Here is a 15,325-nt window from a genome sequence, read left to right on the forward strand (position 1 = left end):
GGGCACTCTCCCCGATGACAAATTGACAACACTGACCACAAGGATTAAAACTGCCAGTAATGATGCAAAAAACGGAATAAATTATGTCTATGTTGCAAATTTCGCAAGGCACGTTTCGTCTTAGCGATACACGTGTCCTGACCCTGAAAGACCTTACTTTGCGCAGCGGCGAGAGTTGGGCGTTTGTCGGTGCTAACGGCAGCGGTAAATCGGCCCTGGCACGCGCCCTTTCCGGCGAGTTACCGGTGGAGAAAGGCACGCGGGAGTCTACCTTCCAGCATCCGGTGCGCCTGTCACTGGAGCAGTTGCAGAAAATCGTCGCTGACGAATGGCAACGTAACAACACCGATTTGCTGAGTGAGCATGAAGATGACACCGGTCTGACCGCCGCCGAACTCATCCAGACCGACGTCAAAGATCCGGCCCGCTGTGAACAGTTAGCCCAGCGGTTTGGTATTAGCTATTTGCTGACTCGCCGCTTCAAATACCTTTCAACCGGCGAAACGCGTAAAACCTTGCTGTGCCAGGCGCTGATGGCCCAACCTGATTTGCTGATCCTCGATGAGCCTTTTGACGGCCTCGACGTGCAGTCTCGCGCCAGCCTGGCCGAAACCCTCGCCCAGCTACAGCATGAGGATTTCACGCTGGTACTGGTGTTGAACCGCTTCGAGGATATTCCAGAGTTTGTTCAGCACGCCGGGGTGCTGCTGGAGTGTGAAGTGACACACACCGGACCGCGCAGTGAGTTACTGGCTGAAGCGCTGGTCGCCCAACTGGCCCACAGTGAGAAGTTAGAGGGTATGGCGCTGCCCGAACCGGATGTGGCCGATGCCCTGCCCCAACTGGCTGATGACGCTCCCCGGGTTACCCTGCGCAATGGCCGCGTGTCATACAACGATATGCCCGTGATTGAAGGGATGAACTGGCAGCTAAACAGCGGTGAGCACTGGCAGATTACCGGGCCAAACGGCGCAGGTAAGTCCACGCTGCTGAGCCTGATTACCGGCGACCATCCGCAAGGCTACAGCAACGATCTGACCCTGTTTGGTATTCAACGCGGCAGCGGTGAGACCATCTGGGACATTAAGCAGCACATCGGTTACGTCAGCAGCAGCCTGCATCTGGAGTACCGCGTTAACGTCAGCGTGAGCACGGTGATCCTGTCTGGTTTCTTTGACTCTATCGGGTTGTATCAGGCCGCTTCGGATCGGCAGAAAGCGCTGGCTCGGCAGTGGCTGGCACTGCTCGGGATGGATAATCAGCTGGCCGATACGCCGTTCCACAGCCTCTCATGGGGCCAGCAGCGTTTAGTGCTGATTGCCCGTGCGCTGGTAAAACATCCGACCTTACTGATCCTTGATGAACCGTTACAGGGGCTGGATTCCATTAATCGCCAGTTGGTGCGTCGCTTTGTCGATATTCTTATTGGCGAGGGGCGAACACAACTGCTGTTCGTTTCTCATCATGCTGAAGATGCGCCACAGTGCATCAGCCACCGTTTGAGCTTTGTCGCCAAAGACGGTGGTGGCTACCGCTACGAGCAAACCCAGCTCAAAGCCTGACCCTAAAACCGGGGGATTCGAGCCCCCGGTCACGCCCCTCTCCGCACGCTTTCCGCAGTATCACCCCGAAATGTAAACGTTACCACATATTGACCGCACTCATTCCCTGCATGCTATCCTAAACCCCGTATCAGGAATCTTCATCTTGTGTAAACGATTTCATTTATCCTGCCTGGATCACGATTTCATCCGCATGGCTGTGTTACTTTTACGCCAGATTCAGTGCCTCAACGTTATCAGGACGTCCCATGGAACAATTTAATCCGGTAGATCACCCCCATCGCCGTTATAACCCGCTGACCGATCAGTGGGTATTGGTTTCTCCGCACCGCGCTAAACGCCCGTGGCAGGGGGCGCAGGAAACCCCTGCGGTTGAGCAATTGCCTCAGCACGATCCCGACTGTTTCCTGTGTGCCGGTAATACCCGCATCACTGGCGATATCAACCCGAACTATACCGGCACCTTTGTCTTTACCAACGATTTTGCCGCCCTGATGACAGACACACCGGATGCCCCCGAAAGTGACGATGTGCTGATGCGCAGCGGCAGCGCACGCGGCACCAGCCGGGTGATCTGCTTCTCACCGGATCACAGCAAAACCTTGCCGCAGCTTTCACTGCCTGCGCTGGAAGAGGTGGTGCAGACCTGGCAGGATTTAACGGCTGAACTGGGGCAAACCTACCCGTGGGTGCAGGTCTTTGAGAACAAAGGCGCAGCCATGGGCTGCTCGAACCCCCACCCGCATGGCCAGGTGTGGGCCAACAGTTTCCTGCCTAACGAAGCGGCACGAGAAGATGTCCACCAGCGTGAATACTTCGCCCGCACGGGTTCGCCAATGCTGCTCGACTACGTGGCGCGAGAGCTGAAAGATGGCAGCCGCACGGTAGTGGAAACCGAGCACTGGCTGGCCGTAGTACCCTACTGGGCCGCCTGGCCGTTTGAAACGCTGCTGCTGCCGAAAGCGCCAGCACAGCGCATGACCGATCTCAACGCGGCTCAGCGAAGCGATCTGGCGCTGGCGCTGAAAAAACTCACCAGCCGTTATGACAATCTGTTCCAGTGCTCTTTCCCCTACTCCATGGGCTGGCACGGTGCGCCCTTCAACGGCGAAGACAATGCGCACTGGCAACTGCACGCGCATTTTTATCCGCCGCTGCTGCGCTCGGCCACCGTGCGTAAATTTATGGTCGGCTACGAGATGCTGGCTGAAACCCAACGCGATTTAACCGCAGAACAGGCCGCTGAGCGCCTGCGTTCTGTTAGTGATATTCATTTCCGTGAGGCGCAATAATGAGCTTAAAAAACATCACCCAACAGGTTTTTGCCGAGACTTTTGGCTATGCAGCCACCCACACCATTCAGGCACCTGGCCGCGTGAACCTCATTGGCGAACATACCGACTATAATGATGGTTTTGTATTGCCCTGCGCGATTGATTATCAAACCGTCATCGCTTGCGCTAAACGCGACGATCGCATCGTCCGCGTGGTTGCCGTTGATTACGAGCAGCAGCAGGATAGCTTCTCACTGGATGCAGAAATCACTCCACTGCACGAGCCTCTGTGGGCCAATTACGTGCGTGGCGTTGTGAAATACCTGCAACTGCGTGACAGCAACTTCGGCGGCGCTGACCTGGTGATCAGTGGCAACGTGCCGCAGGGGGCGGGGTTAAGCTCTTCCGCTTCGCTGGAAGTCGCGGTGGGTACGGTCTTCCAGCAGTTGTATCAACTGCAATTGGGCGGTGCTGAGATTGCGCTTAACGGCCAGGAAGCAGAGAACAAATTTGTCGGCTGCAACTGCGGCATTATGGATCAGTTGATTTCAGCACTCGGGCAGAAAGATCACGCGATGCTCCTCGACTGTCGCGATCTCTCAACCCGTGCTGTATCACTGCCAACCGATGTCGCAGTAGTGATCATCAACTCCAACTTCCGCCGTAGCCTGGTGGGCAGCGAGTACAACACCCGCCGTGAGCAGTGTGAAGCTGGAGCGCGTTTCTTCGGTAAACCGGCACTGCGTGATGTGACGCTGGCCGAGTTCTATGCTGCTGAAGCACAGTTAGAGGGCGAAGTGGCTAAACGCGTCCGCCATGTGCTGACCGAGAATGCGCGCACTCAGGAAGCCGCCGATGCGTTGAGCCGTGGTGATTTAGTGCGTATGGGCGAATTGATGGCAGAATCACACGCTTCCATGCGTGACGATTTTGAAATTACCGTACCGGCGATTGATACGCTGGTAGAACTGGTCAAAGCCGAAATTGGCACCCAGGGTGGCGTACGCATGACGGGCGGCGGCTTTGGCGGTTGTATCGTCGCACTGATGCCGGTGGGCTTAGTGGATCAAGTCCGTAACGCCATTGCGAACCAGTACGAAGCAAAAACCGGCATCAAAGAGACCTTTTACGTGTGTAAAGCATCAGAAGGAGCAGGCATTTGCTAAGTGATATCCAGTCAATGGCCCCTGACGGCCAGCCCTGGCGCATCACCGTGTTACGTAATCACAACGGGATGGTCGCCACATTCATGGACTGGGGAGCCACCTGGCTCTCCGCTCGCATCCCCCTTGACGATGGCAGTGTGCGTGAAGCGCTGCTCGGCTGCGCAACGCCTTCTGACTACCTGCACCAAAGCGCCTATCTCGGCGCAACGGTGGGGCGCTATGCCAACCGCATCGCGGGGGCGCGGCTAAATGCCACCGGTCAGGCGCTGCTGCCTAACCAGGGGCCGAACCAGCTGCACGGTGGCCCGGAAGGTTTTGATAAGCGCCGCTGGCAGATTGTCAGCCAGAGTGAGAGCGTGGTGCACTACCGCCTCGACTCACCGGATGGCGATCAGGGTTTCTCTGGCGCACTGCTGGTCGACCTGTGGTACGAGCTGACGGAAGACAACTCGCTGCTGATTCGCTATGAGGCCGAGAGCGACCAATCGACTCCGATTGCGCTGACTAACCATGCCTACTTCAACCTTGATGCCGATCATGGTGATGTACGCCAGCATCGTTTACAACTACAGGCCGATAACTATCTGCCCGTAGACAGCATGGGGCTGCCCAATGCCGGCCTCACTGCTGTGGCAGGCACCAGCTTCGATTTTCGCCAGGCGAAAACCGTGGCGCAGGATTTCCTGCAAGATGCCGATCAACAAGCCACCAAGGGCTACGATCACGCCTTCCTGCTTAACAGCGCCGGTGACGCGCAGCAGGTCGCCGCTCAGCTCACGTCAGCCGATGGCAAGCTGAGCCTGGAAGTGACGACTTCCTGCCCTGCGCTACAGGTGTACAGCGGTAATTATCTGGCTGGAACGCGTGCGCGCGAGCACGACCACTATGAAGATTACCAGGGGATTGCTCTGGAAAGTGGTTACCTGCCAGATTCGCCTAATCACCCAGAATGGCCGCAGCCGGACTGCTGGTTACAGCCTGGTGATTGCTGGAAAGCCACGACGCGCTATCGATTTATCACCGCATAAGCGGCGGAAAAACGCGCACTGCGTTGCAGACAGGCTTACGCAGTGCGTTGTTTTCCGCTATGGTATGGCGCAATTGGCAGCAAGGTTTTTACTATCCCGCAACATCATTATGTATTGAAGGAGTTAAGCTATGGCCGTAACTAAGCTGGTCCTGGTACGCCACGGCGAAAGCCAGTGGAATCAGGAAAACCGCTTTACCGGATGGTACGATGTAGACCTGTCTGATAAAGGTCGTACCGAAGCCAAAGCAGCAGGTCAACTGCTGAAAAAAGAAGGCTTCGTGTTTGATTTTGCCTACACTTCCGTGCTGAAGCGTGCCATTCACACTCTGTGGAATGTGCTGGACGAGCTGGATCAGGCCTGGCTGCCGGTTGAAAAATCCTGGCGTCTGAATGAGCGTCACTACGGTGCGCTGCAGGGTCTGGATAAAGCAGAAACTGCCGCTAAATATGGCGATGAGCAGGTATTGCAGTGGCGTCGTGGCTTCCGCGTGACCCCACCAGACCTGGAGCGCAGCGATGAGCGCTTCCCTGGTCATGACCCACGCTACGCCGCACTGAGCGACGAGCAGCTGCCAACCACCGAAAGCCTGGCGCTGACCATTGACCGCGTTATCCCTTACTGGAACGAATCTATTCTGCCGCGCATCAAGAGCGGTGAGAAGGTTCTGGTTGCAGCACACGGTAACTCACTGCGTGCGCTGGTAAAATACCTCGACAACCTGAGCGAAGAAGAGATCCTCGAACTGAACATCCCAACCGGCGTGCCGATGGTGTATGAGTTTGATGAGAACTTCAAACCGCTGAAACGCTACTACCTGGGCGACGCTGACGAAATCGCAGCTAAAGCCGCCGCAGTGGCTAATCAGGGCAAAGCGAAGTAATTCGCTGCACTGAACAGCAAAAAGGCCAGACAATGTCTGGCCTTTTTTTATGTCATGGCAACAAACGTTAGCCGCGACGCGCTTTCACGGCACCCGCTAACTGGCGCAATACGTTTTCCGTGTCGCTCCAGCCGATGCAGGCATCGGTAACACTTTTGCCGTAAACCAGCGGCTCACCGCTCTCGAGGCTCTGATTTCCTTCCACCAGGTTACTCTCGATCATTACGCCGATAATCCCCTGCTCTCCGCTAATCATCTGCTGTGCAACGTCATCCGCCACCACCAGCTGCTTCTGGAACTGCTTGCTGCTGTTTGCGTGGCTGAAGTCGATCATCACCTGCTGCGGTAAGCCTGCTTTCGCCAGCCCGGCTTTCACGGCCTTCACATGCTCTGCGCTGTAGTTCGGCTCTTTACCGCCACGCAAAATGATGTGGCAATCCGCGTTGCCGCTGGTTTCAACAATGGCGGAGTGGCCATATTTGGTCACCGACAGGAAGCAGTGTGGCGAGCTAGCGGCATTAATGGCATCAATCGCCACTTTAATGGTGCCGTCAGTGCCATTTTTGAACCCAACCGGGCAAGAGAGGCCGGAAGAGAGTTCGCGGTGCACCTGAGATTCGGTAGTACGCGCGCCAATCGCGCCCCAGCTCATCAAGTCAGCCACATACTGGGGGGTGATCATGTCGAGGAACTCACCGGCGGCAGGCAGGCCAGTATCATTGATATCCAGCAACAGCTTACGCGCCAGGCGCAGGCCATCGTTGATCTGGAAGCTGCCGTCCATGAACGGGTCGTTGATCAGCCCTTTCCAGCCCACCGTGGTGCGCGGTTTTTCGAAATAAACGCGCATGACCACTTCCAGCTCACCCTGCAACTCTTCGCGCAGCGCCAGCAGGCGTCCGGCGTAATCCATCGCGGCTTGAGGATCGTGGATAGAGCACGGGCCAATCACCACCAGCAGGCGATCGTCTTCGCCCTGGAGGATCTGGTGGATGGCGGCGCGGGCGGTGGCTACGGTTTTGGCCGCTTTATCGCTGGCCGGGAATTTTTCTAATAAGGCAACCGGCGGGAGAAGTTCTTTAATCTCGCGGATGCGTAGGTCATCATTCTGATAATTCATACTGGTTCCGTAAAATTTCTGGCCAGAGTAACTTCTGGCGCAACCTGTCCACTGTAGCCCGTTGCCTGCATGGTGTAAATTGTCACGTCGTGTTAACAACCCCGTATCGCGTTTGCATTTATTTTGTCAGGGTCTACACTTTTTAACAGTTACCACCGAATTGAATATAACTTGCGATATTTCACTTCATAAATAGACAGTATGGTAGCGATATATTCCGCCGATTCACGTTTACCCGTAAACGGGGCGACAAATGGGGCATGCAACGCTCAATGAGCAGGAGTTTAACCATGAATAAGTACGCCATTCTCTTTCTGACAACCGCATTGACTTTGGGTAGCTCTGCCGTAATGGCCGCCGACAGCAACAACGGTGATGCCAACCAGGCGGCGAGTGCCGGTGCCGCAGCCGGTGGGGCGAAAGAAAATCTGCCACCGAATAATGTTGATAACAGTAAAATTAACAACGGCAGCACGAATACCAATTCCGCTGCGACCGGTGAACACAAAAACTCAATGCACCATAAAAAACATCACACCAAAGAAAAAGTGAAAAGCACTAACGGCAATGGTTCTATGGAATCCACGCAGTAAATGCATTGGGGGGAAAAATTCCCCCCACCTTTCCCCCTTCCTGTTCCTACCCGCACCTTTATGTGCGCCGCTGCGCTAAAACCACAGCAAGACGCATCTGTAATCACAGTTTTACTGCTATGATCGCCGCCAGGATCGTTGTCTTAATAGTGGAATTCTATGGCCCATAATCACGCCCATCCTCATGATGGCAATCAAAAACGGCTGATGGCCGCGCTGCTCGTCACCACGCTGTTTATGCTGGCGGAAGTTGCCGGTGGTTTGATCTCGGGTTCGCTGGCGCTGCTTGCCGACGCAGGCCATATGCTGACCGATACCGCCGCACTGCTGATGGCCCTGCTGGCGGTTAAATTTGCACAGCGCAAACCGAATGCGCGCCATACGTTTGGCCTGCTACGCCTGACGACCCTCGCCGCGTTTATTAACGCTATTGCCCTGCTGGTGATCACGGTGCTGATTGTCTGGGAAGCGCTCCAGCGCTTTTTCCATCCTCAGGCGGTGACGGGTGGGCTGATGCTGGTGGTGGCGGTTGCCGGGTTGCTGGCGAATATTTTCGCCTTTTGGTTGCTGCACCACGGCAGTGAAGAGAAAAACCTTAACGTCCGCGCGGCTGCACTTCATGTCATGGGTGATCTGCTCGGTTCCGTGGGGGCAATTATTGCCGCCATCGTCATTATGACTACCGGCTGGACGCCAATTGACCCGATCCTTTCACTGCTGGTGTCCTTACTGGTGGTGCGTAGCGGCTGGAAACTGCTGCGGGAGAGCCTGCATGAGTTGCTGGAAGGTGCGCCGAAGGCGATTAACGTCGACAAACTCAAACGTGAGCTAACCCAGGCGATTGCTGAAGTACGCAACGTGCATCATGTCCACTTATGGCAAGTGGGCGAGAAGCCCCTGCTGACCCTGCACGTACAGGTGATCCCCCCTTACGACCATGATGGCCTGTTACGGCAGATACACGTCTGGCTGCATCAGCATTATCAGATTGCCCATGCAACGGTACAGATGGAGTACCAGCCCTGTAGCGGGCTGGATTGTGAGTTGTGCGAAACAGGGGCACCGCATCAGCAGGTGGAGGGGACTGTGCTAGAACACGAGCACCCTCACGGAGCACATTCAGGCCATCATCACTGAGACGACAGTGCGCGTGAACCCTGCTCACGCGCGCTGGCAATCCACAGCCGTGAGCCATTGAGGGCAATAAGGGTGAGAATCACGTACTCCAGTGCCATGGCGTAGACCCCCTGACGGGCGAAAATCATCACACTGATCACATCAATAACCACCCACAGCAGCCAGTTTTCCACATACTTACGCGTCATCAAAATCATCGCGACTACAGAAAGTACCGTCATGGTGGAGTCCCAGAACGGGAAAGCATCGGGCTGAAGCACTGGCAAGGTGACAGAAAGCCCTACGGTGTTCATCAGCGCGACGGCGATGCGACTGAGGAAGGCGAAGAACGGGTCGATCCACAGCGTCAGTAGCGCTATCGCTACCACACACGCCGCACCCCATCCCAGAGCACTGCTACGCGACAACCAGCGAATTTTCAACGCGGCCTGGTTATCACTGGTTTGACGGCTCCACGCATACCAGCCATAGACGTTGGCAGCAAAGAAAAACAGCTGTAGCAGCAGGCTGGCGTAGAGTTGAATCTGGAAAAAGATCACCGCAAACAGCGTGACATTAATCAAACCAAACAGATAGTTGCTGATTTTCTCCAGGCTGGCGAGCCAGATGCACAGCAGGCCGGCCAGTGTTCCTACGGCTTCAATCCACGAGAGATCGTATCCGCCCGCGCCCAGAGGGATATGCACCAGAATATTGTGTGTGCTAAAAAAATCCATGTTAAGCCACCTCAGAAAAGGCCTGTCAGGCATTCCCTTTCACTTTGAGTTTAAGATCTGCTGCAAAGGATAGCATGCGGTTCAGCGGGAGCAATGCTGCCTCGCGTAATGCGGGTTCCACATGGATTTCATGCTCGCTACCGCCGTTTTCCAGCGCCTCAGCAATGGCTTGTAAACCGTTCATCGCCATCCACGGGCAGTGTGCGCAGGTGCGACAGGTTGCGCCTTCCCCGGCTGTCGGGGCTTCTAACAGCTCTTTATCCGGCACGGCCTGCTGCATTTTGTAGAAGATGCCGCGATCGGTGGCAACAATCATACGCGGGTGCGGTAGCGTTTTGGCGGCCTGAATCAGCTGGCTGGTGGAACCCACGGCATCGGCTAAATCGACTATCGCCTGCGGCGATTCCGGGTGTACCAGCACAGCGGCTTCCGGGTAGAGCGTTTTCATGCGCTGCAAAGCCTGCGTTTTAAACTCATCATGTACGATACATGCCCCCTGCCAGCAGAGGACGTCAGCACTGGTCTGTTTCGTCACGTAGCGTCCGAGGTGGCGATCCGGTGCCCAGATGATTTTCTCGCCCAGGCTGTCGAGGTGCTCAATCAGTTCAACCGCAATACTGGATGTCACCACCCAGTCAGCGCGCGCTTTTACTGCGGCGGAGGTGTTGGCATAGACCACCACGGTACGATCGGGATGCGCATCGCAAAAACGGTTAAATTCTTCAATCGGACAACCGAGATCCAGTGAACACTCGGCCTGTAAGGTTGGCATCAGCACCGTTTTCTCCGGGCTGAGGATTTTGGCGGTTTCTCCCATAAAACGCACCCCGGCCACCAGCAGGGTTGTGGCGCTATGGTTGCAGCCAAAACGCGCCATTTCCAGCGAGTCCGACACGCAGCCGCCGGTCTCTTCCGCCAACGCCTGAATTTCCGGATCGGTATAGTAATGCGCCACCAGCACTGCATTGCGTGCTTTAAGTAACTGTTTGATTTTCTCGCGATAAGCAGATTTTTCTTCGCGACTCAGACGCTGGGGCTTAGGTGGAAATGGATAGATGGCGCTTTCAGGATCAAACATCAGGCTCATGACACGACTCTCGTTTTATCTAATTAACGAAAATTAACTTTTCAAGGCTAATACTGGCATTCTTTCCGCCATCATGTTTTTTATACTAAACAAGATAGCGGAAAAAAGCCGCAGTGTCGTGTGATTTTTGTGAGCAGGCCGATCAGGATTTTTGCGGGTTTTCCAGCGCCAGCAGAAACGCTTTTACCGCCAGCCCACCGGCGAAACCGGTCAGTTTACCGTTACTGCCAATCACCCGGTGACAGGGGGCAATAATGGATAATGGGTTACGGCCATTTGCCGCGCCCACGGCCCGCACTGCTTTAGGATGCCCGATCTGCGTCGCAATCTGGCCGTAGCTGCGCGTCTCACCAAACGGAATGGTGGTCAGGGCGTGCCACACTTTTTGCTGGAACTCTGTTCCCCTGGCATCCATTGGCAAGGTGAAATGCTGCAACTCACCGGCGAAGTAGGCACATAACTGACGCTCGGTTTCGCACAGGATGGGATGATGATCGTCATGCTGGGTGGCGCTTAACTTCACACGCGACGGTGAGTCATCCTCCCACAGAATAGCCACGACGCCACGATCGCTGGCAACCAGCGTCAGCTCACCTACCGGGGTTTCAATCTGTTTGCTGTAATACATGTTCTTCTCCTCACTCAGACGTGCCAATTATCGCACTTTTTCTCCACAGAACTGGCTGTTTTCGGTCATCGGGTTAATCTGTTGTGATGACCGAAAACAGCCAGTTGCCGACGCGGCATTGCGCGAAGATAGGCACTGATCCCTTTTTCCTCTGAGGTTGCTATGTTTGATCGTGAGACTGCCTGGCAGGCATTAACCGCACGAGATCGTCGCTTTGACGGCGTTTTCTTTGTTGGCGTCACCTCAACCGGGATTTACTGTCGCCCGATTTGTCCGGTAAAACCACCCCGTAAAGAGAACTGTGTGTTTTTTTCCAGCGCTGAAGCGGCAGAAAAAGCGCATTTCCGTCCCTGCTTGCGCTGCCGCCCCGAGCTGGCTCCCGGTAATGCCCCGGTTGATAAACCCCATCGCGTTGCCGATCTCCTGCTGCGTCACATTGAAGAAGGGGTACTGGAGTCTGAGCTAAGCCTCGACAGTATCGCCGCAGACCTGGGGATCAGTTTGCGCCAGCTACGCCGCATAGTGCAGCAGGAGTTGGGCGTATCTCCGGTGGAGCTAAGGCAAACTCGCCGACTGCTGTTAGCCAAGCAGTTGCTGACCGAAACCCGCCTCCCTGTGACGGAGATTGCCCTGGCCAGTGGTTTCAGTAGCCTGCGACGTTTTAACGATGTTTTCCAGAGCCGTTACCGTATGTCTCCCAGTCGGCTACGCAAAGCAGCCTCTGAGCCTGCTAGTGAGGTGATTGAGGCCACGGCAACCCTGCGCCTCGCCTATCGTCCCCCTTTCGACTGGGAGCTGCTGCTAGGCTTTCTGAGCCAGCGTGTGATGAAAGAGGTCGAAGCCGTAGCAGACGGTCACTATCGTCGAACTGTGGCGCTGGGCCAGTGCCGAGGCTGGATCAGCGTGCGTAATCTCCCCCAGCATCATGCGCTGGAGGTCACGTTCACCACCCGCTTATCCCCGGTATTACCGGCACTCTTACGCCGCTTACGCGATCTGTTTGATCTTAATGCTCAGCCACTGCAAATTGCTGAGCATCTGGCGCAGGATCCTCTGCTACAGGAGAGCGTGGAGCGTTTTCCTGGCCTACGGGTTCCCGGTGCCTTTGACGGATTTGAAATGATGGTGCGGGCAATCCTCGGCCAACAGATCACAGTTAAAGCGGCCACCACGCTCAGTAGCCGTTTCGCGGCGGCATTTGGGGAACCCTTTGTGACCCCGTTTGCCGATTTATCGCGTCTTTCCCCTTTCCCGAGCCGGGTCGCACAAGCCACGCTGGATGAGGTTGCCAGCCTGGGGATTGTGAGCGCGCGATCCAATACCATTTTGGCGATTGCCGCGGCTTTTAACGACGGCGACCTGAATTTTAGCGGCATCAAACAACCCGATGAGGTGGTACAGCGTTTGTTATCACTCAAGGGGATTGGCCCGTGGACCGCCAGCTACATCGCGATGCGAGCGCTGCGCTGGCCGGATGCTTTCCCCAGGGAAGATATTGCCATTCGCAATAATCTCGGGGGGCTTACCGCCGCGCAGGCTGAGGCTCGCTCCCAAAGCTGGCGTCCCTGGCGCAGCTATGCGGTGATGCATATCTGGCACAGCCTGACGCCGAAGAAATAACTCACCCCCGTTTTACTTCCACAGATAAGCAGAATCCCTTTGGGAGTTTTCTGGAAATTTTTAACCCGGATGATTTCTGGCCTTGAATTTCAGCCTGTTTTTCCATCCGCTGCTTGTGAAACCATTGCGTTAGCCTGGACCTTCACGCATTTCCGGTGTGCCGCTGCTTATACTTTGGGCAGCAACGCGCTCGCAATCCTGTGAAGAGGAACGGTCATGACGCCAGAGAAGCAAAATGTAAACAGCCCAGCCCAGGCAAAAGTGGCCACGGTTGTCCAGGTACGCACTATCGCCGATTTACGCGCACATGAACCCGCCGCCACCGGAGAGCTAGCGACAGTGCTGGAGTATAACGTTGGCAGTAAAATGGGCGGTGGCGTGTTTGTGTATGACATCACCGACAAGAAAAGCCCTGATGATGGTGGCGTGACCTTTGTCAGTGCCAAAGGGGCGCGCTGGAAACGGGCTCTACACGACTATAACGATGTCACCGTGCTGGACTTTGGTGCGATAGCCGATGGCAAGACAGACTGCGCAGAGGCGGTTAGACGCATGTTTAACTGGTCCCAGAAGAACTATCCCGCCACGGGCATTCGTTTTACTGCCGGTGAGTTTTATCTGTCTGCCTTTGATATTGCCGACAAAGGTGAAGTGAGCCGCTTTAAGGTTTCAGGTGCTCCGGTCAACTTTGGCTATTTCCCCACTACCCTGATTTATTCCGATCGTAAAAACAGTGATGTGGTATTTCGGGTGAAAGCGCGCTATGTCGAGATCGCAGGCCTGGTGTTCGCAGGCCAAAGCAACGTCGACGGCCACCCCGCCAACACCAAAGGCTTTTTTAAGAATATCGTGACCGGTGGGCAGTTTCTGCGCGTCAGCAGCGTGGAGTTTCGCAATACCGGCGGTCGCTGTCTGGATCTGATCGATACGCTGGATTGTAAGATCGATCAGTTTTACTCACGCCACAGCCAGGATTCAATCATCTATGCCCGTTGGTCCGATCAGGCTCAGGGGGCCTGGGATCACTGCACGGCCATCGAGCTCTCTAATTTTAATATCCAGAACAGTAAAAACCGCCCGGCACTGGATCTGCCACGTTGTACCCAATCTTTTATTCGCAACGGCTGGATTGAGCACACGGAATATCCAGGTGATCTGACCAATGGCCAGTGGGTGATTGAGGGCCTGGCCATTGAGTCCAGTATTTATCCGCTGAAGCTGGGGTTTACCCGTGCCTTGATTATTCAAAAGAGCATTCACAGCTCAGCGAAACCGTTCGACTACTCCACTGACGGCATCGAGCCGTGGACGTTGTTGAGTGAGTTTGATCGTGGCGTCGCGGAGATTTCAGATTTAGGGGCGATTTTTCAGGGTTCGCTAAGTTATGACGCCATTACCTCGCAGCACCACATGAATAATTTTGCCAACGCGCATACCTGGTTCTACGTCGGTGAGTTCCACTTTTCTGATAAATCGTCACAGATACATCTCCGTATGTTGGGATCGGCCCAGTATCTCAGCCAGGGCACAACCCAGAACGATTTCAGTACCCGCACCCCCGAAGGGGTTGCCCATATCTATTTGCAGGCACGTGAAGAGTCAGATGTGATTGCCAGTTGGTATGGCGAAGGCTCCAGTCCTGTTGGGCGGGTGCATATTGAAGGGACATCCGCACGCTGCAAACTGTATGTGAAGATCCCACCGTCTACCGGCTGGACCAGCGCACTGGTTGATACCAATGGCCGCGACCGCTATCAGGCCGGGATTAGCTTTAAGTTTCGTAAAAGCTTCACTCAGTGCAGCGCTGAAGAAGGGCAGCGGTTAGATGCGGCACCCACCAAAGCCTTTCAGCAGCACTGGACCGGCAATGACAAAGTGGGTTTTGGCTACAACGACAATAACCAGCTCATTTTGCGTGGCCCCTACTTCGAAAAAGCCTATCAGCGCGAGGATCAAAGTTGGTACACACGCCGCTTTGCCAGAGTGATGTACAACGGTAAACCGTATAGCATTGAGCTATTGCCGGAGGATGGGATCTAGATCAGCCAGTCTGAGCGTTTGCCCTTGACGCGAATCCTGAACAAATCGCAGAAACGAAAAAAGCGCCTAAAAGGCGCTTTCTTCTGAATTGGTGGGTCGTGCAGGATTCGAACCTGCGACCAATTGATTAAAAGTCAACTGCTCTACCGACTGAGCTAACGACCCGAAATGGTGGGTGATGACGGACTCGAACCGCCGACCCCCTCCGTGTAAAGGAGAAGCTCTACCAACTGAGCTAATCACCCATTTCGGTACTGCCTGACAGTACTCAACTTCTGTTGTTGCCTGCTTTAAGATGGTGGGTCGTGCAGGATTCGAACCTGCGACCAATTGATTAAAAGTCAACTGCTCTACCGACTGAGCTAACGACCCGAAGTGGTGGGTGATGACGGACTCGAACCGCCGACCCCCTCCGTGTAAAGGAGAAGCTCTACCAACTGAGCTAATCACCCACTTCGACACTCTTAAAAC

The 15,325-nt window shown here is 55.0% G+C and carries 13 protein-coding genes and 4 tRNA genes; 9 read left to right on the forward strand and 8 right to left on the reverse strand.

Annotated elements, in window-relative coordinates; genetic code table 11:
- The first annotated feature begins 83 nt into the window (after positions 1–83).
- The 5 genes from modF (at position 84) to gpmA (ending at position 5,913) form a co-directional block, all read left to right on the forward strand.
- Positions 84–1,562: a molybdate ABC transporter ATP-binding protein ModF gene (modF, locus tag F3J40_RS04020; RefSeq protein WP_167012685.1), complete on the forward strand. Its 1,479-nt coding sequence runs from the start codon at positions 84–86 to the stop codon at positions 1,560–1,562.
- Between the two features lie 248 nt (positions 1,563–1,810).
- On the forward strand, positions 1,811–2,854 hold the full coding sequence (gene galT, locus F3J40_RS04025) for a galactose-1-phosphate uridylyltransferase (protein WP_167012686.1): 1,044 nt from the start codon (positions 1,811–1,813) through the stop codon (positions 2,852–2,854).
- On the forward strand, positions 2,854–4,002 hold the full coding sequence (gene galK, locus F3J40_RS04030) for a galactokinase (protein WP_167012687.1): 1,149 nt from the start codon (positions 2,854–2,856) through the stop codon (positions 4,000–4,002). Before galT ends, galK begins: the two co-directional genes overlap by 1 nt.
- Complete coding sequence (gene galM, locus F3J40_RS04035; RefSeq protein ID WP_167012688.1) at positions 3,996–5,030, forward strand: galactose-1-epimerase; 1,035 nt, start codon at positions 3,996–3,998, stop codon at positions 5,028–5,030. The genes galK and galM overlap by 7 nt, the downstream gene beginning before the upstream one ends.
- 130 nt (positions 5,031–5,160) lie before the next feature.
- Positions 5,161–5,913, forward strand: a complete 753-nt coding sequence (gpmA, locus tag F3J40_RS04040; RefSeq protein ID WP_017345877.1) for a 2,3-diphosphoglycerate-dependent phosphoglycerate mutase — start codon at positions 5,161–5,163, stop codon at positions 5,911–5,913.
- A gap of 67 nt (positions 5,914–5,980) precedes the next feature.
- Here the strand turns inward: gpmA and aroG are convergent, their stop codons facing one another.
- Entirely contained in the window at positions 5,981–7,033 is a 1,053-nt protein-coding gene (gene aroG / locus F3J40_RS04045) for a 3-deoxy-7-phosphoheptulonate synthase AroG (protein WP_167012689.1), read from the reverse strand.
- A 290-nt stretch (positions 7,034–7,323) separates the two neighbouring features.
- Between aroG and F3J40_RS04050 the strand changes: the two genes are divergently transcribed.
- Together F3J40_RS04050 and zitB are read left to right on the forward strand one after the other, a co-directional pair.
- The gene (locus tag F3J40_RS04050; protein WP_167012690.1) at positions 7,324–7,626 is read left to right on the forward strand and encodes a protein YbgS; all 303 of its coding nucleotides are present in this window, start codon (positions 7,324–7,326) and stop codon (positions 7,624–7,626) included.
- Positions 7,627–7,785: 159 nt separating this feature from the next.
- Positions 7,786–8,763, forward strand: coding sequence for a CDF family zinc transporter ZitB (gene zitB / locus F3J40_RS04055; protein WP_167012691.1), 978 nt, complete (start codon positions 7,786–7,788; stop codon positions 8,761–8,763).
- Here the strand turns inward: zitB and pnuC are convergent.
- The 3 genes from pnuC to F3J40_RS04070 all read right to left on the reverse strand — a co-directional run bounded on the left by pnuC (position 8,757) and on the right by F3J40_RS04070 (position 11,194).
- On the reverse strand, positions 8,757–9,479 hold the full coding sequence (gene pnuC / locus F3J40_RS04060; protein WP_167012692.1) for a nicotinamide riboside transporter PnuC: 723 nt from the start codon (positions 9,477–9,479) through the stop codon (positions 8,757–8,759). The two genes, zitB and pnuC, sit on opposite strands and share 7 nt — an antisense overlap.
- Positions 9,480–9,504: 25 nt before the next feature.
- Positions 9,505–10,566: a quinolinate synthase NadA gene (nadA, locus tag F3J40_RS04065; RefSeq protein WP_167012693.1), complete on the reverse strand. Its 1,062-nt coding sequence runs from the start codon at positions 10,564–10,566 to the stop codon at positions 9,505–9,507.
- Positions 10,567–10,708: 142 nt separating this feature from the next.
- Positions 10,709–11,194, reverse strand: a complete 486-nt coding sequence (locus tag F3J40_RS04070) for a methylated-DNA--[protein]-cysteine S-methyltransferase (RefSeq protein WP_167012694.1) — start codon at positions 11,192–11,194, stop codon at positions 10,709–10,711.
- A 162-nt stretch (positions 11,195–11,356) separates the two neighbouring features.
- Between F3J40_RS04070 and F3J40_RS04075 the strand changes: the two genes are divergently transcribed.
- Both F3J40_RS04075 and F3J40_RS04080 read left to right on the forward strand, forming a co-directional pair.
- On the forward strand, positions 11,357–12,814 hold the full coding sequence (locus tag F3J40_RS04075) for a DNA-3-methyladenine glycosylase 2 family protein (protein WP_167012695.1): 1,458 nt from the start codon (positions 11,357–11,359) through the stop codon (positions 12,812–12,814).
- 216 nt (positions 12,815–13,030) lie between these two features.
- Positions 13,031–14,854 (forward strand): putative phage tail protein, encoded by a 1,824-nt coding sequence (locus F3J40_RS04080; protein WP_167012696.1) that lies wholly within the window; start codon positions 13,031–13,033, stop codon positions 14,852–14,854.
- Positions 14,855–14,943: 89 nt separating this feature from the next.
- On the opposite strand, the gene F3J40_RS04085 is transcribed toward F3J40_RS04080, so the two are convergent.
- The 4 genes from F3J40_RS04085 to F3J40_RS04100 form a co-directional block, all read right to left on the reverse strand.
- Positions 14,944–15,019 (reverse strand) — tRNA-Lys (locus tag F3J40_RS04085).
- Positions 15,020–15,023: 4 nt separating this feature from the next.
- Positions 15,024–15,099: transfer RNA gene (locus F3J40_RS04090), tRNA-Val, on the reverse strand.
- Positions 15,100–15,150: 51 nt separating this feature from the next.
- Positions 15,151–15,226 (reverse strand) — tRNA-Lys (locus tag F3J40_RS04095).
- A gap of 4 nt (positions 15,227–15,230) precedes the next feature.
- Positions 15,231–15,306 (reverse strand) — tRNA-Val (locus F3J40_RS04100).
- Positions 15,307–15,325 lie beyond the last annotated feature (19 nt).

The organism is Candidatus Pantoea multigeneris (assembly GCF_011752615.1).
GTDB classification, from domain to species: domain Bacteria; phylum Pseudomonadota; class Gammaproteobacteria; order Enterobacterales; family Enterobacteriaceae; genus Pantoea; species Pantoea multigeneris.